The organism is Mycobacterium sp. (genome assembly GCF_046330795.1).
GTDB lineage: Bacteria > Actinomycetota > Actinomycetes > Mycobacteriales > Mycobacteriaceae > Mycobacterium.
The window spans coordinates 1,231,062-1,255,087 of the sequence record NZ_JAXLSA010000001.1; the positions used below are offsets into that span (position 1 = coordinate 1,231,062).

The window sequence follows — 24,026 nt, forward strand, 5'->3', positions numbered from 1 at the left end:
CGTCAGAAGTCCGGTTCGTCGTCGTCGGGATCGCCCGAGCCGCCCGATGCATCCGAACCGCCGCGGATCAGGGTCAGCGTCGCGGCCAGCTCGTCGGGCTTGACCAGAACCTCGCGCGCCTTCGAGCCCTCGGACGGCCCGACGATGTTGCGGGTCTCCATCAGATCCATCAGGCGGCCGGCCTTGGCGAAGCCCACGCGCAGTTTGCGCTGCAGCATCGAGGTCGACCCGAACTGACTCGACACCACCAATTCGACGGCCTGCAGGAAGACGTCCATGTCGTCGCCGATGTCGGGGTCGACGTCGGTGCGCTCGCCGGTGGGCTTGGCCGTGGTGACACCGTCGGTGTACTCCGGTTCGGCCTGATCCTTGCAGGCTTCGACGATGGCGTGGATCTCTTCGTCGGTGATGAACGCGCCCTGCAACCGCAGCGGCTTGGACGCACCCATCGGCAGGAACAGTCCGTCGCCCATGCCGATGAGCTTCTCGGCACCGGGCTGATCCAGGATGACGCGGCTGTCGGTCAGCGATGACGTCGCGAACGCCAGCCGGGACGGCACGTTGGTCTTGATCAGGCCGGTGACGACGTCGACCGACGGGCGCTGGGTGGCCAGCACCAGATGGATGCCGGCGGCACGGGCCTTCTGGGTGATCCGCACGATGGCGTCCTCGACGTCGCGCGGCGCGGTCATCATCAGGTCGGCGAGCTCATCGACGATGGCCAGGATGTAGGGATACGGCTTGTACTCCCGGTTGCTGCCCAGGGGCGCGGTGATGTCCCCGGAACGCACCTTCTCGTTGAACACGTCGATGTGCCGGACCCGGGATGCCTGCATGTCCTGATAGCGCTGTTCCATCTCCTCGACCAGCCAGGCCAGCGCGGCGGCGGCCTTCTTGGGCTGGGTGATGATGGGGGTGATCAGGTGCGGAATGCCTTCGTAGGGCGTCAGTTCCACCATCTTGGGGTCGATCAGGATCATCCTGACCTCTTCCGGGGTGGCCCGGGCCAGCAGCGACACCAGCATCGAGTTGACGAAGCTGGACTTGCCCGAACCGGTCGAGCCGGCCACCAGCAGGTGCGGCATCTTGGCCAGATTGGCCGAGATGAAGTCGCCCTCGATGTCCTTGCCCAGCCCGATCACCAACGGGTGGTGATCCTTTCGGGTCTCCGGTGCGGTGAGCACATCGGCCAGCCGGACCATCTCACGATCGGTGTTGGGCACCTCGATCCCGACCGCGGACTTACCGGGGATCGGCGCGAGCATGCGCACGCTCTCGGTGGCCACCGCGTAGGCGATATTGCGTTGCAGCGCAGTGATCTTCTCGACCTTGACGCCGGGGCCGAGCTCGACCTCGTAGCGCGTGACGGTCGGCCCGCGGGTGCAGCCGGTGACCGCGGCGTCCACCTTGAACTGTTGCAGCACCGAGGAAATGGCATCGGCCATCTGCTCGTTGGCGGGGCTGCGGCGCTTGGGCGGGTCACCGGCGACCAGCAGCTCCAGCGACGGAAGCACATACGGGCCCTCGATCACCCGGTCCAGAACCTTGGTGTCGGTCTTCGGTTTTGCCGGGCTCTTGCGTGGCTTGCGCGCCGGTCGGGCCGCCGGCTCGGGGACCGTCGGGGCGTCCGCGAGGCCCTCGGTGAGCGGATAGTTCTCGTAGGGGCTGCCGCCCGGCCAGGCCGGCAGCCCGTCGTCGTCGGCAACGGCGTTGTCGTAATAGCCGTCCGAGAAATCGTCCTGGTAACCCTGTGCGGCAACAGGATTCGTGTCGTGTTCGCCGCGCTCGTCGTAGTCGTCATCGCCGTCGTAGTCGCGCCGGAACATTGCCGTGCCGAACATGGCGTTCAGGGTCTCGGGCACCTCGCGGATGGTGGTCCCGGTCATCAGCAGCACCCCGAAGAGCACGCCGATGAACAGCAGCGGCACCGCGATCCAGGCGCTCAGCCCGTCGGCCAGCGGTCCGCCCAGCACATGACCGACGAACCCGCCGGCATGCCGGCGACCCGCGGGCGTATCGGGCGAGCCCGACCACAGGTGCCACAATCCCAGGGCCGGAAGCGTGATCATGGCCGCGCCGAGGATCAACCGGGGCCGGGCCTCCGGGTTGGGTGCGGTCCGCATCAGGGTGACGGCGATGGCCACCAGGGCGATCGGCAGCAGCACGACCGCGCCACCGATCACGGTGCGCAGCATCTCGTCGATCCAGGCTCCCACCGGGCGGGCCGCGTCGAACCATGAGCTGGCGGCGACGACAACCGCCACGCCCAGCAGCGCCAGGGCGATCCCGTCGCGGCGGTGGCCGGGATCGATGTCGTGGGCCCGGCCGACCGACCGTGCGGTTCCCCCGACGCCGCGGGCGACCATCAGCCAGGTTGCCCGCGCCGCGCGTCCCGCTCCGGCACCGGCCGAGGCCACCAGGGACGGATTGTTGCGGCGGGCCGCGGGGCTGCTCGGCTTCTTGGCCGGCTTGCGGGCCGGCTGTCGCGAACCCGCTCGTGACCTGCTGGTTTTGGCTGCGCCGGAACGCGTCGCGGTCTTCGGAGGCATGCGGCAAGCCTAATCGCATCAACCCCAGCTGCACCATCCGCCACACCAGCCACACAGCCCCTGAACTGGCCCATTGGCCCGGGCCGTGGCCGAATTGTTACGCCGCGAAGGCCGCGCGAAGCCGGAACGCCGCCGTCGTTAGGGTGAATGGCGTCACACGAACGTCCCCCGAGGGAGAGCAGATGCCCCAGAACGCTGTCGTCGTCGTCGCCACCATGACCGCCAAACCCGAGTCCGTCGACGCCGTTCGCGACGCGTGCACGGCCGCCATCGAAGAGGTGCACGGCGAGCCCGGCTGCCAGCTGTACTCGCTGCACGAAACCGGCAACACCTTCGTGTTCGTCGAGCAGTGGGCCGACGAGGAGGCGCTCACGGCGCACAGCACCTCTCCGGCGATCGGCAAGCTGTTCGGGGCGGTCGGCGAGCACCTCGACGGCGCACCCGACATCAAGATGCTGAAGCCGATCGTCGCCGGCGATCCCGCCAAGGGTCAGCTGCGCGGCTGAGATGGGTGCGCTGACCGGCAGGACCGCGTTCATTACCGGTGCGGCGCGCGGTCAGGGCCGCGCGCACGCGCTGAAACTCGCCTCCGAGGGCGCCGACATCATCGCCGTCGACCTGTGCGACCAGATCGCGTCGGTGCCCTATCCGATGGCCACCCCCGACGACCTGGCCGCCACGGTCAAATTGGTCGAGGAGACCGGCGCTCGGATCTTCGCGACGGAAGCTGATGTGCGCGAACGGGATTCACTGAAGTCCGCGTTGCGCGCCGGCACCGAGGCGCTGGGTGACCGACTCGACATCGTGGTCGCGAACGCCGGGATCGCACCGATGGCCGACGCCGGCGCGTGGCAGGACGTCCTCGACGTCAACCTGACCGGCGTCTACCACACCGTCGACGTGGCCATGAAGCCGATGATCAAGTTCGGCAACGGCGGCGCGATGGTGCTGACCAGTTCGGTCATGGGCCTGGTCGGGGTGGGCACACCGATCGCCGGGTCGGTGGGCTACGCGGCGGCCAAACACGGCGTCGTCGGGTTGATGCGGACCTACGCGAATCTGTTGGCCCAGTTCAACATCCGGGTGAACTCGATCCATCCGGCCGGGGTCAACACCCCGATGATCGACAACGACTTCACCCGGTCGTGGCTCGAGGGCATTGCGCAGGAGACCCAGGGGGGTCCGGACATGGGGAACGCGTTGCCGGTGCAGACCCTGGAACCCGAGGACATCGCCAACGCGGTGTTCTACCTGGTGTCCGACGCCGGGCGCTACGTCACCGGGGTCGCGCTGCCCGTCGACGCCGGCTACGTCAACAAGCGCTGATTCCCGAATCCAATCCGCCCGATGGGGTTTGGGCCCAGACTGGTCCGATGCGCTTCGGAAACTTCTTGGCACCGTTCCACCCCACCGGGCAGAACCCGACGCTGGCCATCGAACGCGATCTCGACCTGATCGTCGCGATGGACCGGCTCGGCTTCCACGAGGCATGGATCGGCGAGCATCATTCGGCCGGCTTCGAGCTCATCGCCTCCCCGGAAGTGGTGATCGCTGTGGCCGCCGAACGCACCAAGCACATCAAGCTGGGTACCGGAGTGAATTCCCTGCCGTATCACAACCCGTTGATGCTGGCCGACCGCATGGTTCTGCTCGACCACCTGACCCGCGGCCGCGTGATGCTCGGCTGCGGTCCCGGCCAGCTGACGTCCGACGCACACATGCTCGGGATTCCCGCCGACGACCAGCGACCGCGGATGGAGCAGTGTCTGGACGCGATCATGCGCCTGCTGCGCGGCGAGACGGTCACCATGCATACCGACGGCTTCACCCTGCAGGATGCGCGGCTGCAACTGGCGCCCTACACCGATCCCTGTTTCGACGTCGCGGTGGCCGCCTCGTTCTCCCCGACCGGTCCGCGCGGCGCGGGCCGGCACGGCGTCGGGATGCTGTCCATCGCGGCCACCGCCCGACAGGGCATGGACCTGCTGGCCCAGCACTGGTCGACGTGGGAAGAGGTCGCCGCCGAGCACGGTCACGTCGCGGACCGGTCCAAGTGGCGCCTCGTCGGCCCGATGCACCTGGCCGAGACCCGCGAGCAGGCGGAGCGGGACGTCGAATACGGAATCGTCGAGTTCTCACAGTATTTCAGCCATCTGCTGCCGGGCGGACCGGTGCAGGGCGACACCGTCGAAGAGATTCTGGCCAACAACAACCAGTCCGGCTTCGCCGTGATCGGCACGCCCGCGGACGCCATCGCCAAGATCGAGGAGCTCGTCGAGGCGAGCAACGGCGGGTTCGGCGCGTTCCTGCTGCTGGACCACAACTGGGCCCGGCCGGCGGCCAAGATGCACAGCTACGAACTGTTCGCCCAGTACGTCATGCCGCACTTCACCGGCCAACTCGCGGGCCCGGCCGCCTCCTGCGACTGGGTGCGCGGCAGCGGGACCATGTTCATGGAGCGTGCCGCGCACGCCATCGGAAAGGCGATCGAGGACCACGCGGCGGAGCGGGCCGGACGTTCCTGATCAGACCTCGAGCACGGTGGGCACGATCATCGGTTGGCGCCGGTAGGTCTCGCCGACCCACTTACCGACCGTGCGCCGGACCGCCTGGGCGATCCGTCCCGGGTCGGTGACATTGCCCGCCGCCAGCGTCTCCAACTCCTCCTGCACCTTCAACGCGACGGGCTCGAGCGCCTTGGGATCCTCGCTGAACCCCCGGGAGTGCAGGTGCGCCGGTGCGATCGGACGGCCGGTGCCGCGCTGCACGACGACGGTGACCGCGACGAAACCCGAAGAGAGGATGAGCCTTTCCCCCAGCGTGGCATCGCCCACGTCGCCGGTGATGAGACCGTCGACGAACATCTTGCCCACCGGCACGGCCCCGGCGATGGTCGCGACACCGTTCACCAGATCCACGCTGACGCCGTTCTCGGCCAGCAGGATGTTATCCGGTGGCACGCCGGTGCCGGCGGCCAGCTTGGCGTTGGCCCGCAGGTGCCGCCAGGTGCCGTGCACCGGCATCACGTTGCGGGGCCGCACGCCGTTGTACAGGAAGAGCAGCTCCCCGGCGTAGGCGTGACCCGAAACATGCACGCGCACTTGAGCGTTGGTCACGACCCGGGCACCGATCTTGGCGAGCGAATCGATGACGCCGTAGACCGCTTCCTCGTTGCCGGGGATCAGCGAACTGGACAGGATGATCAGGTCGCCCGCGGTCAGGGTGATGCTGCGGTGCTCCCCCCTCGACATCCGGCTCAGCGCCGCCATCGGCTCGCCCTGGGTGCCCGTCGTCACCAGCACGACCCGGTCGGGCGGCAGCATCTCGGCCGCGCCGATGTCCAGGACATCGTCCTCGGCCACCGTCAGGAATCCCAGCTCGCGCGCGATGCCCATGTTGCGGACCATCGACCGGCCGACGAAGGACACCTTGCGGCCCAACGCAACGGCGGCGTCGATGATCTGTTGCACGCGATCGACATTGGACGCGAAGCAGGCGACGATGACGCGGCCGTCAGCACCGCGGATCAACCGGTGCAGGTTCGGCCCCACCTCGCTCTCCGACGGGCTGACCCCGGGATGTTCGGAGTTGGTCGAATCGCACAGGAACAGATCGACGCCGGCGTCACCGAGCCGGGACATGCCGGGCAGATCGGTCGGCCGGCCGTCCAGCGGCGTCTGGTCCAGCTTGATGTCACCGGTGTGCAGGACCGTTCCCGCACCGGTGTGGATGGCGATGGCCAGCGCGTCGGGAATGGAATGATTGACCGCGAAATACTGGCATTCGAACACACCGTGCGTACTGCGTTGTCCCTCAGCGACTTCGGTGAACTTCGGTTTGATCCGGTGTTCGCGGCACTTGGCGGCGACCAGCGCCAGGGTGAACCGCGATCCCACGACGGGGATGTCGGGCCGCAGTTTGAGCAGGAACGGGATGGCGCCGATGTGGTCCTCGTGCGCGTGGGTGAGCACCAGCGCCTCGATGTCCTCGAGCCGGTCCTCGATGTGCCGCAGATCCGGCAGGATGAGGTCGACGCCGGGTTCGTCGTGGGTGGGGAACAGCACGCCGCAGTCCACGATCAGCAGACGGCCCAGATGCTCGAAAACCGTCATGTTGCGGCCGATTTCGCCGATCCCGCCCAGCGCGGTGACCCGCAGCCCACCGGGGGCCAGCGGCCCGGGCGGTGCGAGTTCGGTATCCATCGGCAAGGCCTACCCCAGAACGCCGGCGGCGCGAAGATCCGCGGCCAGCGCATCGACCTGCTCGGGCGTTGCCGGCACCTGCGGCAGTCGGGGATCGCCGGCGTCGAAGCCCTGCAGCCGCAGCGCGGCCTTCGACATGGTCACGCCGCCGAGCCGGGACTGGGCGGCATCCAGCGGGGCCAGCCCCACCGTGATCTTGCGGGCCGTCGCGATGTCGCCGGAGTTGAACGACGACACCAGGTCGCGCAGCTGGCCGGCGGCGACGTGGCCCCACACGCTGACGACGCCGGTCGCGCCGACCGCCAGCCACGGCAGATTCAGCGAATCGTCACCGGAGTAGTACGCCAGGCCGGTCTCGGCCATGATCTGTGCGCCGCCGTGCAGGTCGCCCTTGGCATCCTTGACCGCGACGATGTTCGGGTGCCGCGCCAGCTCACGCAGGGTGTCCCAGGCGATCGGGATCGACGAGCGCGGCGGGATGTCGTAGAGCACGTTCGGCAGCTCGGTGGCGTTGGCGACCGCGCGGAAGTGCGCGAGCAGACCGGCCTGCGGCGGCCGGGAGTAGTACGGCGTCACCACCAGCAGGCCGTGCGCGCCCTCGGCGGCACACGCCTTCGCCAGGTGCACGCTGTGAGCGGTGTCATAGGTGCCGGCGCCCGCGATGATCCGGGCCCGGTCGCCCACCGCCTCGAGCACGGCGCCCAGCAGCGCGATCTTCTCGTCGTCGGTGGTGGTGGGTGATTCCCCGGTGGTCCCGGACACCACCAGGCCGTCACACCCAGCGTCGACCAGCCGGGTGGCGAGCTTCTTGGCGGTGGCCAGATCCAGCGAGCCGTCCGGGCCGAACGGCGTCACCATGGCAGTCAGCACGGTGCCCACACGTGCGCTGACGTCGAATCCGCTGGTGCTCACGGCGCTAAGGTTACCGTGCCGGGCGAACCGGTTTCTCAAACGTCCGTCGCCAGCGGACTGGTCGCGACCTCGCTGCCGTCGGCCAGGGTGGCGATCTCGAAATCGGCGAACACCGCGGGTGCCGCCGCGGCCAGTTGGCGCAGGCAGGCGATCGCCAGCCGGCGCATCTCCACGTCGGCGTGCTCACTGGCCCGCATCGCGATGAAGTGCCGCCAGGCCCGGTAGTTGCCGGTCACCACGATCCGGCTCTCGGTGGCGTTCGGCAGGATCGCGCGGGCGGCCTGGCGCGCCTGCTTGCGGCGCAGCGTCTGACCGGGTGCGTCGTCGAGCTTGGACTCCAGGCCGCCCAGTAGCTCGTCGAAGGCCACTCGGCTGGCATCGACCGCGTGCAGGAAGACCCGTTCGAGCTCGGGATCGGCGGCGATCTCCGGCGGCACCACCACCTCGGCCGCGTCGGCGGGCACGTAGCGCTGGGACAGCTGACTGTAGGAGAAGTGCCGGTGCCGGGTCAGCTCATGGGTGCACGACCGGGACACGCCGGTGATGTAGAAGGTGGCGCTGGCATGTTCGAGCGCCGCGAAATGCCCGACGTCGATGATGTGCTTGACGTACGCGGCGTTCGTGGCGGTCCTCGGGTTCGGCTTGTCCCAGGTCTGATAGCAGGCCCGGCCCGCGAACTCGACCAGCGCCTGGCCGCCGTCGGCGTCGGTGCTCCACGGGACGTCCACCGGCGGCGCGAACTCCGTCTTGGCGATCAGCTGTACGTGCAGCGGGGCGGTCTCGGCCACGGGGTGAGCCTAGTCCGGCCGCGCGGCGGTAGGTCAACAGCAGGCTGCCAGTGCCCCGGCGAGGTCGCCTCGGTCCCCGACCCGAACCCCTTGCAGGCCGAGCCATTCCGCCATCGAGGCGAGTTCGGCGGCCAGCGCGGCGGCGATGCGGCGACGGTCCCGGCCGCCCTCGGTGAACGCGCCGGGGACGTGCAGCACGCCCGCCGCGCGGTCGGCCTTGAGATCGACCCGGCCGACGAGTTCGCCGTCGAGCAGGAACGGCCACACGTAGTAGCCGTACTGCCGCTTTGCCGCCGGCGTGTAGATCTCGATCCGGTAGTGGAATCCGAACAGCCGCTCGACCCGCGGCCGGAAGAAGATCAGCGGATCGAACGGGCACAGCAGCGCGGTCCCGCGATCGGCCCGCGGAATCTTCTGCCCGGCAAGGAGATACGCGGGCACACCATCGATGGTCACGCGCTCCAACTCCCCCGCGGCGACGAGAGCGGCCAGTGCCGGTTTGACCTGAGCGGCACCCAGCCGGAAATAGTCCCGGAGGTCGGCCTCGGTGCCCACACCCAGCGCACCGGCGGCCTTGAGGATCAGCTCGCGCACCGCCTGGCCGTCGTCCACCTGCCGGGCCAGCACCTCCGGCGGGAGCACCCGCTCGGTCAGGTCGTAGTGCCGCGCGAATCCGGTGCGGTGCGCCGTCGTCAGCACCCCCGACGACCACAGCGCCTCGGCCACCCACTTGGTCTCACTGCGATCCCACCAGGGACCCTTACGCCCGCGCGGTTCCGCTTCCAGGTGCGACTCGATCTGCCCCGCCGTCGACGGGCCCCGGTCCGCAACGGCACTGACGATGTCATCGGCCAGCCGCCGATTCTTCCGGACGATCTCCCGGCCCCACCGGCCGTCGGCGTACTCGCGCATCCGCCAGCGCAGCAGCGGCCAGTCCTCGACCGCCATCAGCGCGGCCTCGTGCGCCCAGTACTCGATGAGCAGGCGCGGAGAGCGGGCGCTGTGACTCCAGGCCGCCCGGTCCAGCAGGTCGCGGTCGTAGCCGCCGAGCCGGCTGAACACCGGGGCGTAGTGCGCTCGCACCGCGACCGACACCGAGTCCAGTTGCAGCACCTGGATGCGGGCGATGAGCCGCTTCAGCTGCGCCCGCGTCACCGGACCGCTCGGCTTCCGCTCATGAAAACCCTGTGCCGCCAGGGCAATTCGTCGCGCCTGTGCAACCGAGAGGTTCATCGCCGGTAGCTGACGAACCGGTAGCGCAACCCCGAGGTGCTGATCTGCCAGTCCCCCGCGGTGCGCACCCAACCGTCGTCGAGCACCGGTGCCAGTGCGTCGCCGTCCTCGCGTCCCAGGTCCACGTCCACCTCGGTGACCTCGCAACGCGCGGCCAACGGCAGCGCCAGCGCATACACCTGCGCCCCGCCGATCACCCATGCGTCGGCCGACGGCGCGTCGTCCAGCGCCGCGATCACCTCGGCACCGTCGGCAACGAAGTGCGGGTCACGAGTGAGCACGAGGTTGCGCCGGCCTGGCAGGGGCCGGAACCTGGCCGGCAGCGAATCCCAGGTGAGCCGGCCCATGATCACGGGATGCCCAAGAGTGAGCTCCTTGAAGTGCGCCAGATCCTCGGGAATGTGCCACGGGATGCCGCCATCACGGCCGATCACCCCAGCTGTCGACTGCGCCCAAACCAGGGCGGGACCGGTCATACCGCGACGGGTGCCTTGATCGCCGGATGCGGATGGTAGTCCCGGATCTCGATGTCCTCGTAGGTGTAATCGAAGATCGAATCACGCTGTGCCAGAACGAGCTCCGGATAGGGCCGCGGGTCGCGGGAGAGCTGTTCGTTGACCTGGTCCACGTGGTTGTCGTAGATGTGGCAGTCGCCGCCGGTCCAGACGAACTCGCCGACCCCGAGGCCGGTCTGCGCGGCCACCATGTGGGTCAGCAGCGCGTAGCTGGCGATGTTGAACGGCACCCCGAGAAACAGATCCGCGCTGCGCTGGTACAGCTGGCAGCTGAGCTTGCCGTCCGCCACGTAGAACTGGAAGAACGCGTGACACGGCGGTAGGGCCATCTGCGGGATCTCTCCCACGTTCCAGGCCGAGACGATGTTGCGGCGCGAGTCCGGGTCCCGCTCGAGCAGTTCGATGGCGGCGGTGATCTGGTCGATGTGCGCACCGGACGGCGTGGGCCACGACCGCCACTGCACCCCGTAGACGGGTCCGAGTTCACCTGTGGGAGAAGCCCATTCGTCCCAGATTGTCACGCCGTGCTCCTGGAGCCAGCGTACGTTGGAGTCGCCGCGCAGGAACCACAGCAGTTCGTAGATCACCGACTTGGTGTGGACTTTCTTGGTGGTGATCAGCGGAAAACCGGCGGACAGGTCATAGCGCATCTGATGCCCGAACAGGCTGCGGGTGCCGGTGCCGGTGCGATCGGATTTGGGAACTCCCTCGGCGAGCACCAGGCGAAGCAGGTCCTCGTACGGGGTTGGAATCGGCACATCCGCAGTTTACGTGCCGACGGCTCCGGTAGAACGGATGGCATGCCCACCATTACCGACGTCATCACCACTTCCGACGGCTCCTGCCCCGTCACCCTGGCTCTTCCCGAGGGCGAGGGTCCATGGCCCGGCGTGGTCATGTATCCCGATGCCGGTGGGGCGCGGCCCGCATTCACCGAGATGGCGCAGCGACTGGCCGGCTACGGGTATGCCGTCCTGGTGCCCGACGTGTACTACCGGGATCCCGGCTGGGCGCCGTTCGACATGGCCAGCGTGTTCGGCGATGCCGCCGAGCGCGCGCGACTGTTCGGCATGATCTCCAAGGTCACCCCCGACATCATGGCCACCGACGCGGCGGCGTTCTTCGATTATCTGGCCGGGCGACCGGAGGTGCGCGGCGGGTCGTTCGGCACCACCGGCTACTGCATGGGCGGCCGGACCTCGCTGGTGGTGGCCGGCCGGGTACCCGAACGAGTCGCGGCGGCAATGAGTTTCCACGGCGGCGGCCTGGCGGCCGACGATCCGGGCAGCCCGCACCTGCTGGCCGACAAGATGCGGGCGGCGGTCTACGTGGGCGCAGCCGAGAACGACGCCTCGTTCACCCCCGAACAGGCCGAGACGCTGGACGGCGCGCTGACCGCGGCCGGGGTGGAGCACACCATCGAGTTCTACGCCGCCGCCCACGGGTTCGCCGTGCCGGACAACGCGCCCTATGACCCGGCAGCCGCCGAGCGGCACTGGGCCGCGATGCGCGAGGTCTTCGGCGCGAAATTGACCTGACCTGATCAGTCGTCCTTGCTGCTGCCGACCAGGGAACGCAACGCGCGCCAGATGCCGCGGCCGGCGTAGGCGGCGGTGACGACGCACAGCAGGATCATCGCCAGGAACATCGCCAACCAGTTCGCCCGGTTGTGGCTGACATTCCACCAGATGATGGTGAACAGCAACGCGCAGATGAACACGACGATGTCGCGCCAGTTGCCGCGATAGGACATTGCGATCTCGCGCAGGGACTGCGCCTTGTCGACGCCGTTGATCAGGTCGTCGACGCGCTGGTCGATGACCCGCTGCAGGTTGGCCCGCCGCTCGACCTGCTCGGCCGGCAACCGATCGAGCAGGTCCATGTCTTGTTTGATCAGCGCCCGGACATCGGGCGACTTGATATTCCCAGCCGCCAGACCGAGTAGCGCGCCACCGGCCAGCGGCGCCCCCGCGAGCGCGATCTCAGCGATTCCGGGCATCTGATCCTCCGTCGTATCGGTGTCGTCCCTATCGAACCCGGTCGTTGCCGGCTTCCGTCAACAACAGGTCGGCAAGCGCGCCGGGTTGGGTGTTCATCGCCTGGTGTCCGGCATCGATTCGGACAGTGCGACCGACTTGCAGAGTATCCGCGAAGCGCTCCTGCCAAGGTGCCGGCAGGCTCTGGTCCTGCTCGCAGATCACGTAGGTCGAGAACGCCGAGGCAAGGTGGTCATAGCGCCAGTCGCGGTAGGTGTAGGAACTCAACGGCCAGTTGTCCTGCCCCAGCTTGGCAAGGAACGCATCCTGGTCGGTCGACGACATGTCGTTGCAGAACATGGCACGGAACTGGTCGCCGAGCGGCGTCGTCGCCGGATCGAGCGGGAAGCCCACCTGGTCGTTCCCGTCCCCGCGACGTTGGTTTCCGATGAGCTCGAGGATCGATCGGCCGGGCGGCGCCGCCGAGCACGTGACGTAGATCAGCCGACGGAACAGCCCTGGCGCTAAGTCGGCCATTCGCGGGATCAGCTGCCCGGCTTGCGAATGCCCGACGAGAATCGGGTCAGCCAGGCCGGCAGATTCGACATCAGCGATGAGTTCGGTTGCAATGTCATCGAATTCGACCGCGGAGATGTCGCGTCCGCGCTTCGTGCCGCAACCGGGCACATCGAGGGTCAGGCAGTCTGCGGACTGCGCAGTGAGGGCGTCGATCAGCTGGCGCCACACCCAGCTGCCCTGACCGCCACCGTGCAGAAGGATGAAGTTCGGCCCCTGCATCGCGCCCCCTACCCCATCAACTGCGCCGCTACCGTCGCACCCAGATTCCAGCACGCTTCGAGCTCCGCCTTGGCCGGTTTGCCCGAGGCGATCACCGTCGCCGCCGCCCGCTCCCAGCCCAACCCGGCGGTGATGCCGTCGATGGCCCGCTCGGCACCCTCGGTGCCCTCGTTGCCGTGCAGCCAGACGCCGAAGGGTCTGCCCCGCGTCGCGTCGAGCAACTGGTAGTAGGCACAGTCGAACGCATGCTTGAGCGCCCCACTGATATAGCCGAGGTTGGCGGGAGTGCCGAGCAGATACCCGTCGGCCTCCAACCACTCGACCGGGGCGACGGTCAGCGCGGGGCGCCGGATGACCTCGACAGCTTCGATCTCGGGATCGGTCGCGCCGGCGACCACCGCCTCGAACATCTCCTGACAGTGCGGGCTCGGCGTGTGGTGGACGATCAGCAGTCGCGTCACCGTCGCTCCTCGAGCAGGACGGCTCTCTTCATCGCTTCCCGGGCTCGGCTGCGGTCCCCGGCATAGTCGTAGGCCCGCGCCACCCGGTACCAGCGCACCCAGTTGTCCGGATCGTCATCCAGTTCGGCGCGGACGGTGTCGAACAGCTGATCGGCGGCGCCACGTTCGATACGGCCCGACGCCCGCCGGGGTAGGTCGCTGACGTCGAGTTCCATGCCCTGGGCCGCGGCCAGCCGGGCCAGCTTCTGGTGCGCGAAGCCGGCCCGCAGAGTGGCGACCATCGCCCAGCCGCCGATGACCGGGAAGGCCAGCAGCGCGATCCCGAGCCCCACCGCCGCCGGGCGCCCGTCGGTGATCATCGCGACGGCCACGCGCCCCAGCAGCACGAAGTAGACGACGAGCGCCAGGCACAGGAAGCCGATCAGCAGCCTGGTCTTCATTGCAGGTTCAGCAGTGGCTCGATCCCCACGGTCAGTCCCGGATGCTCGTTGATCTTGCGGACGGCGAGCAGCACGCCCGGGACGAACGACGTGCGGTCCAGACTGTCGTGCCGAATGGTCAGCGTCTCGCCCAGGGTCCCCAGCAGCACCTCCTGATGGGCCACCAGACCGGTCAGCCGTACCGAGTGCACCGGGATGCCGTCGACGTCGGCGCCACGCGCGCCCTCGAGCCCGGTGCTGGTGGCATCGGGGTTGGGCGGCAGGCCCTTTCGGGCTTCAGCGACCAGCTTCGCGGTGCGTGTCGCGGTGCCCGACGGCGCGTCGGCCTTGTGCGGGTGGTGCAGTTCGATGATCTCCACCGACTCGAAATACGGTGCGGCCTGCTTGGCGAAATGCATGCTGAGCACCGCTCCGATCGCGAAGTTCGGTGCGATCAGCACCGCAGCTCCCGGCTTGTCGTCGACCCAGCTCTGCACCTGATCGAGGCGTTCCTGCGTGAAGCCGGTGGTGCCGACCACCGCGTGAATCCCGTTGTCGATCAAGAACTTCAGGTTGTCCATCACGACGTCGGGGTGGGTGAAGTCGATGACGGCCTCGGTGCCGCTGTCGGTGAGCAGGCTCAGGTCATCCCCCGCGTCGACCCCGGCGGTGAAGGTGAGATCGTCGGCGTCCCGCACCGCCGCCACCATCGTCGCTCCGACCTTGCCCTTGGCTCCCAAGACTCCGACTCGCATGGATGCAGCGTAGTCGGCGATGTGCGCCCGATCCCGGCCCGTTGTCCACAGTTCGGATTTCATCCACAACTGGGCGCGGTGACGGCCATGGACGGCCGTTACCTGGCCGAATGCCGAATAGGATCGCAAGCATGTTCGAAAGCAAGTTGCCGGATCCCGCCGACGTGCGCAGGCTCGGAGATGCTGCCCTGGCGGCGGCCATCACCGAGAGTGCCCGCGTGGCAGCGGCCGCCGAGGCCCGCACCGCGGTGGCCGTCGCGGAGCTGGTGCGGCGACGGGTGGTCGACGAACACCCCGACTGGTCCTGCGACGACTGGGACGCCTGCGCGGCAGAGGTGGCATGCGCTCTGTCGGTGTCGCACGGCAGGGCTTCGGGACTCATGGACGACGCGATCACCCTGCGTGACAGGCTGCCCACGGTCGGCGCCCACTACCTGGCGGGCCACCTCAGCGAGCGCGCCGTCAGCACCATCTGCAACCGGACCGGACTGGTCACCGACGCGGCCGCATTGACCGCCATCGATGCGGACATCGCCGACTCCGCTTCACGCTTCGGGCCGTTGTCGAAGTACAAGCTCGAGAAAGCTGTCGACGCGATCGTGGAGCGCCGCGACCCCGGGGCGGTGAGACGGTCCCGGAACTCGTTGCAGGGTCGCGATTTCACGATCGGCGACCCGTGCGACCCCTCGGGCACCGTCAGCGTGTCCGGCCGCCTGTCGGCGGCGGATGGTGCACTGCTGCACCAGGCCGTCGGTTCACTGATCCACAGCGTGTGCGACGACGACCCCCGCACCCTGGCACAGCGTCGGTCCGATGCCATGGGGGCGCTTGCCGTTCGAGCCACCCGCTTGCCCTGCCGGTGCGACAACCCCGACTGCCCCGCCGCTGCCGGTGAGGACGAGGTCGCGGCTCGGTTCGTCGTGCACATCCTGGCCGACGCGTCGGCCTTGTCCGACGAACCCGACGGGGATCCCGGCGACGACGATCCGACGGGCCCGACCCGACCCGGACCAACCCCACCGCCCGACGACGACGGGCCGCACGGACCGGCGACGCCAACCCCACCTGCGACCCCCGAACCGACGTCAGCTCCGCCCTCGCCGCCCCCGCCCGCGTCTGATGACGGACCAGCTCCGCGCCCCGCCGCCGTCGTCGTCGATCTGCCTCGCGGCGGGGTGCTGCCCGCCACACTGCTGGCGGACCTGATCGCCCGCGGTGCGGCCGTCCGATGGCTCACCACGCCCGGCCCCGCCCCGGCCAGCAGCTACCGGTTGCCCGCCGACCACTCCCGATTCGTCCGCTACCGCGATCTCACGTGCCGCTTCCCCGGCTGCGACAGGCCGGCCACCACCGCCGACATCGACCACAGCATTCCATGGCCGGTCGGTGCGACTCATCCGTCGAACACCAACTGCAAATGCCGAAAACATCACCTGCTCAAGACATTCTGGCCGGGATGGTCCGAACGACAGGATCCTGACGGCACCGTCACCGTCACCACCCCGTCCGGAGTGACCTACGCGACGAAGCCCTTTGCCGCGCTGCTATTTCCGAGCTTCGACCCATCCAGCGCGCCGCTGCCCGCCGTTACCGCCACGCCGTCCTCACCGTCACGAGGGCTCGCGATGCCGAAACGAAGAAGACCCAGGGTGAAGGCACGTGCGGCCCGGATCCGGGCCGAGCGTGCCCTCAATGCCGATCGGGTCGCCGAACGCAACATCGCGCCCCCGTTCTGAGGCGCAGCGGGTTCACAATGGCGACGCGCCCCGCAGATGCTCGAAGATCAGCGAGGTCTGGGTGCCGGCAACGTCATGGTCGGCGTTGAGGTTCTCCACGACGAACGCACGAAGATCCTCGGTGTCGCGGGCGGCGACGTGCAGGATGAAATCGTCGGCTCCCGCCAGGAAGTACACGTCCATCACCTGGGGCTTGCGCCGGATCTGCTGGATGAACTTGCGAATCTTGCCGCGCGCGCCGGACTGCAGGCTCACCGAGATCATCGCCTGCATCGAGAGCCCGATGGCCGCCGGATCGATGTCGGTGTAGAAGCCGCGGATCACCCCGACCTCCTGCAGTCGGCGCACCCGCCCATGACAGGTCGACGGCGCGACCCCGACGATCTCGGCGAGGGCGCTGTTGGAAATGCGGGCGTCGCTGTGCAGGGTTGTGAGGATGCGGCGATCGACGTCGTCCAGAGTGGGCCGAAGATCCTTCGACGTGGACCCGCGACCCGCCGTTGACGCCGCCTGTTGTTCGGCCATGGCGGAATCCTAGTGAATCTTCTTCATAATGTTTGTGATCATGTCGCACTTTCTTCACACTTGACGGATGCATATCGGCGTTCCTACCGAAATCAAGAACAACGAATACCGGGTCGCGCTCACCCCGGCCGGCGTGGCCGAACTGACCCGGCGCGGTCACAACGTCGTCGTCCAGGCCGGTGCCGGCCTGGGCTCGGCGATCGACGACCGCGACTTCAAGGCGGCCGGTGCGGAGATCGTCAGCACCGCCGAACAGGTGTGGTCGCAGGCGGATCTGCTGCTGAAGGTCAAGGAGCCCATCGAGGCCGAGTACGCCCGGATGCGCAAGGATCAGACGCTGTTCACGTACCTGCACCTGGCCGCGTCCAGGCCGTGCACGGACGCGCTGCTCGCCTCCGGTACCACGTCGATCGCCTACGAGACGGTGCAGACCGCCGATGGCGCACTGCCACTGCTGGCCCCCATGAGCGAGGTCGCGGGCCGGCTCGCGGCCCAGGTGGGCGCCTACCACCTGATGCGGACCCAGGGCGGCCGCGGTGTCCTGATGGGCGGCGTCCCCGGTGTCGCCCCGGCCAAGGTCGTCGTGATCGGCGGCGGAATGGCCGGCGACAACGCCGCCGCCGTCGCCTGGGGCATGGGCGCTCACGTCACGGTGTTCGACCTCAACATCAACATCCTGCGCAAGATCGACGCCGAGTACGGCGGTGCCATCGAGACCCGCTATTCCGCGCGGCTGGAACTCGAGGACGCGGTCAAGCAGGCCGACCTGGTGATCGGCGCGGTCCTGGTGCCGGGCGCCAAGGCCCCCAAGCTGGTCACCAATGACACTGTCGCACATATGAAAACGGGTTCGGTGCTGGTGGACATCGCGATCGACCAGGGTGGGTGCTTCGAGGACTCGCGGCCGACCACCCACGACGACCCGACGTTCACCGTGCACGACAGCGTGTTCTACTGCGTCGCGAACATGCCGGGCTCGGTTCCGCGCACGTCCACGTTCGCCCTGACGAACGCCACCATGCCCTACGTGCTGAAGCTGGCCGACCGGGGCTGGAAGGCGGCCTGCGCCGCGAATCCCGCTCTGGCCAAAGGTCTTTCGACACACGACGGTGCGCTGCTGTCCCAGCAGGTCGCCGACGACCTCGGCCTGCCGTTCACCGACCCGGCGCCGCTGTTCGCCTGATATCCCCACAAACCTGGCCGCCATCGCCCGGTCGGCGCATTCTTGCGTCGGCCGGGCGATGAATTCCGGCCGGGCACATCGCGCCAGCGCCCTTTCTTAGAGTCTTCTCACTATTGGAGTAGGGTCTGCGGGATGACGCTCCCGCCGCTCGACGAGACCTATCGCAACGCCTGGCTGCGAATCACCGACGTCGCCGGCCAACTCGACGAGGCTCAGCTCGGGCTGACCGTGCCCGCGACACCGGAGTGGACGGTGCACGATGTCCTCGCGCACCTGGTAGGGGTGGCCGCCGACGGCGTGGGCGGACGCCTCGAAGGCGCCGGCGGTGACGACTGGACCGCACGTCAGGTCGCCGAACGCCGCGATCGATCAGTGCAGGACCTCCTCGCCGAGTGGCAGGAGTTTGCGCCGGCCGTCGCGTCGAGCCTTGCCGGACAACGGTTCACCGGCCCCAACGCGGCCGCCGATGTGATCTGTCACGAATCGGACCTGCGGGAAGCGCTGGGGCTGCGCAGCGTCGACCGGGAGCACTGGGAAGAGCCGTTCCTCTCCACGATGATGGGACTTCTCGGGGCACGGCTGAACGACGTTGCGACCGTCGCGGTCACCGACGAGCGGGACGGCACCTGGCACTGCGGGTCGGGCGAACACCAGACCGCGTTGCGCGCCACCGGCTACGAACTGTTCCGGGCGATGTTCAGCCGCCGCTCGCGGCGCCAGATCGCTGGGTGGGACTGGGCGTCGGCACCGACGGACACGATGGTCGATTGCTTCGGGGTCTTCGGCCCACGCGACGACGACCAGCCGATCCCGGCTGTGTGACCCGATCGTCAGCCGTCGACGAGCCCGCTGACGATCTCGGCGACGGATGCCGCGCGCGCCGAGCGGAATTGGGTCCCGGCCCACAGGTTCGTTCCATGCGGGTCGCCGGCGGCCACGGCGGCCCGTCGGATCGGCGAGGTCAGGTAGTGCACCTCGGGATATCCCAGCGGTGCCAGCGGGTCGAAGTGCCGGGTGAACTCGTTCTCCAGCCCTCGCGCGTACCGCCCCGAGAAGGACCGGGTGACAACGGTTTTCGTGAATCCGGGATCGCGCAGCGCCGCGCGGTGCACGGGATTTGTGCCGGCCTCGTCGGCCAGCAGGAGTGCGGTGCCGGCCTGCACCGCGGATGCCCCGGCACGCATCGCGACCGCAACGGCGCCGGCGTCGGTGAGGCCGCCGGCCGCCACCACCGGCACGTCGACGGCGGCGACCACGGCGGTCAGCAATTCGGGCAATGGCCGGCGGGACGGTTCGACGGCAGGATCCAGGGTTCCGCGATGCCCGCCGGCTTCCGGACCCTGGACCACCAGAGCATCGAAACCCGTTGCTGCCCGCGCCTCTTCGACGGTGGTGACCGTCATCGCGGTCGCGATCCCGGCGGCCCGCAGCCGGGCCGTCACCGCCGGATCGGGCAGCGCGAAGGTGAACGAGACAACCTCGGGCCGGACGTCCAGCAGCAGCTCGACCTTCGCGTCCCAGCCGTCGTCGTCCCAGCGGGGGTCACCGGGTTCGACACCGTAACGGTCGGCCAACTCTCGCAGGGCGGCCCGGTAGCGCTCGAGCTCGACCGGGTCGGCGACGCCGGCCTGCGGGACGAACAGATTCACTCCCAGCGGTCCGGAGGTGGACGACCGCGCGGCGGCGATGTTCCCCGCCAGCTGTTGCGCGTCGAGGTAGCCGCCGGGCAGGAAGCCCAAGCCGCCGGCCGAGGATACCGAGGCCGCCAATTGCGGAGTTCCCGGGCCGCCGGCCATCGGAGCGCCGAGCACCGGCACATCCAGATCGCGCAGCGCGAACAACACGAGCTAGCCCGCGACTGCCCGAAGCTGTTTGGGCAGTGAACGTTTCGACCGATACGGTCCGAGGACGGCCGCCCCGAACGGTCGGGACAGCAGTTTGCGCGCCAGTGCGTTGACCTCGTCGACCTCGACCGCGTCGATATGGGCCAGGCTCTCCGACAGTCCGCGGTGCTCACCGTAGTTGAGCTCGCTGCGGCCCAGCCGGTTCATCCGTGACGCGGAATCCTCGGTGCCCAGCACCAGCCCGCCGCGCAGCGAGCCCTTCGCAATCCGGCATTCCTGCTCGGTGATGCCTTCACGCGCAACGGTTTCCAGCACATCGAAGGTCACGGCCGACACCTCGGCGAACCGCTCCGGCAGGCAGGCCGAATACACCGACAGCGCCCCGGCGTCGGAGAACATGTCCACCGTCGAATACACGGAGTAGGCCAGTCCCCGGGATTCCCGGATCTGCTGGAACAGCCGTGAACTCAGTCCGCCGCCCAATGCGGTGTTGAGTACCGACAGGGCCCAACGGTCCTTCCAGTGCCGACCCGGGGTACGCACACCCAACAGCATGTGGGTCTGCTCGGCTTCCCGGTTCACCAGCTGCAGGGTCGGCCGGCCGGGAACCCGACCGGTCCCGCCGCGGGGACGTTGCGCCGTGGCGCCGGGAACCATGTGGCGGCCGAAATGCTCGCGCACCAGCGCGACGACCTCGTCATGGTCGATATTGCCGGCAACGGCGACCACCATGCGTTCGGGGGTGTACCGCCGGATGTGGAACGAATGCAGTTGATCGCGGGTCATCGACTCGATCGAGTCCATACTGCCGATGACGGGGCGCCCCACCGGATGTGACCCGAACATCGCCGAGAGGAACACGTCACCCAGGGCGTCCTCGGGATCGTCGTCGCGCATGGCGATTTCCTCGAGCACCACGTCGCGCTCGACCTCGACATCCGGTTCGGCACACTCCCCGCGCAGGACGACATCGGCCACCAGATCGACGGCGAGCGCCAGGTCGGCGTCGAGGACGTGCGCGTAGTAGCAGGTGTGTTCCTTGGCCGTGAAGGCGTTCAGTTCGCCGCCCACGGCGTCGATCGACTGGGCGATCTCGACGGCCGTGCGCGTCGGCGTCGACTTGAACAACAGGTGTTCGAGGAAGTGCGCCGCCCCCGCCACCGTCGGGCCCTCGTCGCGCGAACCGACACCGACCCAGACGCCGACCGAGGCGGACCGCACCGACGGAACGTACTCGGTGACAACCCGCAGACCGCCCGGCAGCAGAGTGCGCCGGACGGTCTGATCGGTTGCCGCTGAGCGATTACGCGTCGGCGGTCGCAACGTCGGCAGGAGCCGCCTCCGGAGTCTCTGCTGCGTCATCTTCGGCGACCAGCACCAGCGAGATCTTGCCGCGATTGTCGATGTCGGCGATCTCGACGCGGAGCTTGTCGCCCACCTTCGCGACATCCTCGACCTTGTTGATCCGCTTGCCGCGACCCAACTTCGAGATGTGCACCAGGCCGTCGCGACCCGGCAACAGCGACACGAACGCTCCAAAGTCAGTGGTCTTCACCACTGTGCCGAGGAACCGCTCCCCGACCTTGGGCAGCTGCGGGTTGGCGATCGCGTTGATCTTGTCGATCGCGGCCTGCGCGGCCTCGCCGTTGGAGGCGCCGACGAACACCGTGCCGTCGTCCTCGATGGAGATCGAAGCGCCGGTCTCCTCGGTGATCGAGTTGATCATCTTGCCCTTGGGGCCGATGACCTCACCGATCTTGTCCACCGGGACCTTGATGGTGGTGATACGCGGCGCGTACGGGCTCATCTCGTCGGGCGCGTCGATGGCCTCGGCCATCACCTCCAGGATGGTCGCGCGCGCATCCTTGGCCTGGGCCAGCGCGCCAGCGAGCACCGCGGACGGGATGCCGTCGAGCTTCGTGTCCAACTGGAGGGCGGTGACGAAATCCTTGGTGCCGGCGACCTTGAAGTCCATGTCGCCGAAGGCATCTTCGGCGCCCAGGATGTCGGTCAGCGCGACGAAGCGACGCTCGGTCTTGCCGTCGACTTCGACGTCGTCGGAGACCAGGCCCATCGCGATACCGGCGACCGGAGCCTTCAGCGGCACACCGGCGTTCAGCAGCGACAGGGTGGACGCACACACCGAACCCATCGAGGTGGAACCGTTGGAGCCCAACGCTTCCGAGACCTGGCGGATGGCGTACGGGAACTCCTCGACGCTCGGCAGCACCGGCATCAGGGCCCGCTCGGCCAACGCACCGTGGCCGATCTCGCGGCGCTTCGGCGAACCGACGCGACCGGTCTCACCGGTCGAATACGGCGGGAAGTTGTAGTGGTGCATGTAGCGCTTGCTGGTTTCGGGCCCGAGCGAGTCGATCTGCTGGGCCATCTTGACCATGTCGAGCGTGGTGACACCCATGATCTGGGTCTCGCCGCGCTCGAACAGGGCGCTGCCGTGCGCCCGCGGGATCACGGCGACCTCGGCGCTCAGGGCGCGGATATCGGTGATGCCGCGGCCGTCGATGCGGAAGTGGTCGGTCAGGATGCGTTGGCGGACAAGCTTCTTGGTCAGCGAACGGTAGGCCGCACCGATCTCCTTCTCGCGACCGGCATACGTATCGGCCAGGCGGTCGAGCACCTGGCCCTTGATCTCGTCGGTGCGCGCGTCGCGCTCCGCCTTGCCCGCGATGCTCAGCGCCTTGGCCAGCTCGTCGGTGGCCACCGAGGCGACCGAGTAGTAGACGTCGTCCTGGTAGTCCGGGAACACCGGGTACTCGGCGGTCGCTTTACCGGCGGCCTCGTGCAGCTCCTGCTGCGCCCGGCACAACTCGGCGATGAAGGGCTTGGCGGCTTCCAGGCCTTCGGCCACAACGGATTCCGTGGGCGCACCGGCACCGCCGGCGATCAGATCGATGACATTGTCGGTGGCCTCGGCCTCGACCATCATGATCGCGACATCGTCACCCGCGATGCGGCCCGCGACGACCATGTCGAAGACGGCCTTCTCGAGCTGCTCGACGGTGGGGAACGCGACCCACTGGTCCTCGATGAGAGCGACACGCACACCGCCGACCGGGCCGGCGAACGGCAGGCCCGAGATCTGGGTGGAGGCCGACGCGGCATTGATGGCCAGCACATCGTAGAGATCCTTGGGATCCAGGCTCAGGATGGTGACGACCACCTGGATCTCGTTGCGCAGACCGCTGACGAAGGTCGGGCGCAGCGGCCGGTCGATCAGCCGGCAGGTCAGGATCGCGTCGGTGGACGGGCGACCCTCACGGCGGAAGAACGAACCGGGAATCCGGCCCGCGGCGTACATCCGCTCCTCGACGTCGATGGTCAACGGGAAGAAGTCGAAATGATCCTTGGGAGTCTTGCTGGCGGTGGTCGCGCTCAGCAGCATGGTCTCGTCGTCGAGGTAGGCCACGACCGAACCGGCGGCCTGCCGGGCCAGCCGGCCCGTCTCGAAACGGATGGTGCGGGAGCCGAAGCGCCCGTTGTCGATGGTGGCGGTCGACTCGAACACGCCTTCGTCGATCTCGGCTACAGACATTGGTGTCCGCTAACCCTCTCTGGTATTCAACTGTTTCGCTCGCCCACATGTACGGCACGCCGTACCTAGACCCAAGATGCGGCTACGGCCGTCGATCGAAGCGGCCGGACGACGATGTGGTCCGGCAGCCACTACCGAAGACCGGCCCACAAATGGGAAGGCTCCTGCGGTGACGCGCTGGAACGGTGCGCGCGGATATACACGCACCGCACCACTGTTCGTGAGCCGACAGGCTCGAAGAACAGCCTCACTCTACACTGCGGGCTGCCGGTCCCCGGCAAACTCCATGGCCCGGTGGCGACTCAGCGGCGCAGGCCGAGACGCTCGATCAGCGAGCGGTAGCGCTCGACGTCGACCTGCGCGACGTACTTGAGCAGCCGGCGGCGGCGGCCGACCAGCAGGAGCAGGCCACGACGCGAGTGGTGGTCGTGCTTGTGCTGCTTGAGGTGCTCGGTCAGATCGGCGATGCGCTTGGTCAGCAACGCCACCTGGGCCTCGGGCGAGCCGGTGTCGGTCCCGTGCAGACCGTAGGTACCCAGGATTTCTTTTTTCTGCTCGGCGGTAAGCGCCACGAAAT

The 24,026-nt window shown here is 68.4% G+C and carries 23 protein-coding genes and 1 pseudogene; 7 read left to right on the forward strand and 17 right to left on the reverse strand.

What is annotated here, in order from left to right:
• Positions 1-2: 2 nt before the first annotated feature.
• Positions 3-2,623: pseudogene (locus U0R18_RS05820) on the reverse strand (DNA translocase FtsK 4TM domain-containing protein).
• A 108-nt stretch (positions 2,624-2,731) separates the two neighbouring features.
• Here U0R18_RS05820 and U0R18_RS05825 point away from each other — a divergent pair.
• The 3 genes from U0R18_RS05825 to U0R18_RS05835 are packed head-to-tail and all read left to right on the forward strand — an operon-like array spanning position 2,732 to position 5,074.
• The gene (locus tag U0R18_RS05825) at positions 2,732-3,055 is read left to right on the forward strand and encodes a putative quinol monooxygenase (RefSeq protein ID WP_526366823.1); all 324 of its coding nucleotides are present in this window, start codon (positions 2,732-2,734) and stop codon (positions 3,053-3,055) included.
• 1 nt (position 3,056) lies between these two features.
• A complete protein-coding gene (locus tag U0R18_RS05830; protein ID WP_526366825.1) occupies positions 3,057-3,875 on the forward strand; it encodes a mycofactocin-coupled SDR family oxidoreductase in 819 nt (272 codons plus the stop codon).
• A gap of 47 nt (positions 3,876-3,922) precedes the next feature.
• A complete protein-coding gene (locus U0R18_RS05835) occupies positions 3,923-5,074 on the forward strand; it encodes an LLM class flavin-dependent oxidoreductase (RefSeq protein ID WP_526366827.1) in 1,152 nt (383 codons plus the stop codon).
• Here U0R18_RS05835 and U0R18_RS05840 read toward each other — a convergent pair whose 3' ends face one another.
• From U0R18_RS05840 to U0R18_RS05865, 6 genes are read right to left on the reverse strand one after another with little or no spacing between them, the layout of a single operon-like run.
• Complete coding sequence (locus U0R18_RS05840) at positions 5,075-6,751, reverse strand: ribonuclease J (RefSeq protein ID WP_526366829.1); 1,677 nt, start codon at positions 6,749-6,751, stop codon at positions 5,075-5,077. It abuts the gene before it with no gap.
• A 9-nt stretch (positions 6,752-6,760) separates the two neighbouring features.
• A complete protein-coding gene (gene dapA / locus U0R18_RS05845; protein ID WP_526366831.1) occupies positions 6,761-7,663 on the reverse strand; it encodes a 4-hydroxy-tetrahydrodipicolinate synthase in 903 nt (300 codons plus the stop codon).
• A gap of 35 nt (positions 7,664-7,698) precedes the next feature.
• Positions 7,699-8,451: an FAD-dependent thymidylate synthase gene (gene thyX, locus U0R18_RS05850; RefSeq protein ID WP_526366833.1), complete on the reverse strand. Its 753-nt coding sequence runs from the start codon at positions 8,449-8,451 to the stop codon at positions 7,699-7,701.
• A 33-nt stretch (positions 8,452-8,484) separates the two neighbouring features.
• Positions 8,485-9,684, reverse strand: coding sequence for a winged helix-turn-helix domain-containing protein (locus tag U0R18_RS05855; protein WP_526366835.1), 1,200 nt, complete (start codon positions 9,682-9,684; stop codon positions 8,485-8,487).
• Entirely contained in the window at positions 9,681-10,160 is a 480-nt protein-coding gene (locus U0R18_RS05860) for a dihydrofolate reductase (protein WP_526366837.1), read from the reverse strand. The genes U0R18_RS05855 and U0R18_RS05860 overlap by 4 nt, the downstream gene beginning before the upstream one ends.
• On the reverse strand, positions 10,157-10,957 hold the full coding sequence (locus U0R18_RS05865; RefSeq protein WP_526366839.1) for a thymidylate synthase: 801 nt from the start codon (positions 10,955-10,957) through the stop codon (positions 10,157-10,159). Before U0R18_RS05865 ends, U0R18_RS05860 begins: the two co-directional genes overlap by 4 nt.
• Positions 10,958-10,999: 42 nt before the next feature.
• Between U0R18_RS05865 and U0R18_RS05870 the strand changes: the two genes are divergently transcribed.
• On the forward strand, positions 11,000-11,737 hold the full coding sequence (locus U0R18_RS05870; protein WP_526366841.1) for a dienelactone hydrolase family protein: 738 nt from the start codon (positions 11,000-11,002) through the stop codon (positions 11,735-11,737).
• 5 nt (positions 11,738-11,742) lie between these two features.
• Here the strand turns inward: U0R18_RS05870 and U0R18_RS05875 are convergent, their stop codons facing one another.
• Genes U0R18_RS05875 through dapB form a run of 5 tightly spaced genes read right to left on the reverse strand, consistent with a single transcriptional unit; the run spans position 11,743 to position 14,608 of the window.
• Positions 11,743-12,198 (reverse strand): hypothetical protein, encoded by a 456-nt coding sequence (locus tag U0R18_RS05875; RefSeq protein ID WP_526366843.1) that lies wholly within the window; start codon positions 12,196-12,198, stop codon positions 11,743-11,745.
• A gap of 28 nt (positions 12,199-12,226) precedes the next feature.
• Entirely contained in the window at positions 12,227-12,973 is a 747-nt protein-coding gene (locus tag U0R18_RS05880; protein ID WP_526366845.1) for an alpha/beta fold hydrolase, read from the reverse strand.
• Positions 12,974-12,981: 8 nt separating this feature from the next.
• Complete coding sequence (locus U0R18_RS05885; protein ID WP_526366847.1) at positions 12,982-13,434, reverse strand: flavodoxin family protein; 453 nt, start codon at positions 13,432-13,434, stop codon at positions 12,982-12,984.
• On the reverse strand, positions 13,431-13,874 hold the full coding sequence (locus U0R18_RS05890; RefSeq protein WP_526366849.1) for a hypothetical protein: 444 nt from the start codon (positions 13,872-13,874) through the stop codon (positions 13,431-13,433). Before U0R18_RS05890 ends, U0R18_RS05885 begins: the two co-directional genes overlap by 4 nt.
• On the reverse strand, positions 13,871-14,608 hold the full coding sequence (gene dapB, locus U0R18_RS05895; protein WP_526366851.1) for a 4-hydroxy-tetrahydrodipicolinate reductase: 738 nt from the start codon (positions 14,606-14,608) through the stop codon (positions 13,871-13,873). Before dapB ends, U0R18_RS05890 begins: the two co-directional genes overlap by 4 nt.
• Before the next feature lie 131 nt (positions 14,609-14,739).
• Between dapB and U0R18_RS05900 the strand changes: the two genes are divergently transcribed.
• Positions 14,740-16,344: an HNH endonuclease signature motif containing protein gene (locus U0R18_RS05900; RefSeq protein ID WP_526366853.1), complete on the forward strand. Its 1,605-nt coding sequence runs from the start codon at positions 14,740-14,742 to the stop codon at positions 16,342-16,344.
• Positions 16,345-16,356: 12 nt separating this feature from the next.
• Here U0R18_RS05900 and aldR read toward each other — a convergent pair whose 3' ends face one another.
• A complete protein-coding gene (gene aldR, locus U0R18_RS05905; RefSeq protein ID WP_526366855.1) occupies positions 16,357-16,869 on the reverse strand; it encodes an HTH-type transcriptional regulator AldR in 513 nt (170 codons plus the stop codon).
• A 67-nt stretch (positions 16,870-16,936) separates the two neighbouring features.
• Between aldR and ald the strand changes: the two genes are divergently transcribed.
• On the forward strand, positions 16,937-18,052 hold the full coding sequence (gene ald, locus U0R18_RS05910) for an alanine dehydrogenase (protein WP_526366857.1): 1,116 nt from the start codon (positions 16,937-16,939) through the stop codon (positions 18,050-18,052).
• 132 nt (positions 18,053-18,184) lie between these two features.
• Positions 18,185-18,874 (forward strand): maleylpyruvate isomerase family mycothiol-dependent enzyme, encoded by a 690-nt coding sequence (locus U0R18_RS05915; protein ID WP_526366859.1) that lies wholly within the window; start codon positions 18,185-18,187, stop codon positions 18,872-18,874.
• 8 nt (positions 18,875-18,882) lie between these two features.
• Here U0R18_RS05915 and U0R18_RS05920 read toward each other — a convergent pair whose 3' ends face one another.
• The 4 genes from U0R18_RS05920 to rpsO form a co-directional block, all read right to left on the reverse strand.
• Positions 18,883-19,896: a nitronate monooxygenase gene (locus tag U0R18_RS05920; RefSeq protein ID WP_526366861.1), complete on the reverse strand. Its 1,014-nt coding sequence runs from the start codon at positions 19,894-19,896 to the stop codon at positions 18,883-18,885.
• A gap of 3 nt (positions 19,897-19,899) precedes the next feature.
• Positions 19,900-21,258 (reverse strand): M16 family metallopeptidase, encoded by a 1,359-nt coding sequence (locus tag U0R18_RS05925; protein WP_526366863.1) that lies wholly within the window; start codon positions 21,256-21,258, stop codon positions 19,900-19,902.
• Entirely contained in the window at positions 21,200-23,449 is a 2,250-nt protein-coding gene (locus U0R18_RS05930; RefSeq protein ID WP_526366865.1) for a polyribonucleotide nucleotidyltransferase, read from the reverse strand. Before U0R18_RS05930 ends, U0R18_RS05925 begins: the two co-directional genes overlap by 59 nt.
• Positions 23,450-23,751: 302 nt before the next feature.
• Entirely contained in the window at positions 23,752-24,021 is a 270-nt protein-coding gene (gene rpsO / locus U0R18_RS05935; RefSeq protein WP_526366867.1) for a 30S ribosomal protein S15, read from the reverse strand.
• Between the last annotated feature and the right edge of the window lie 5 nt (positions 24,022-24,026).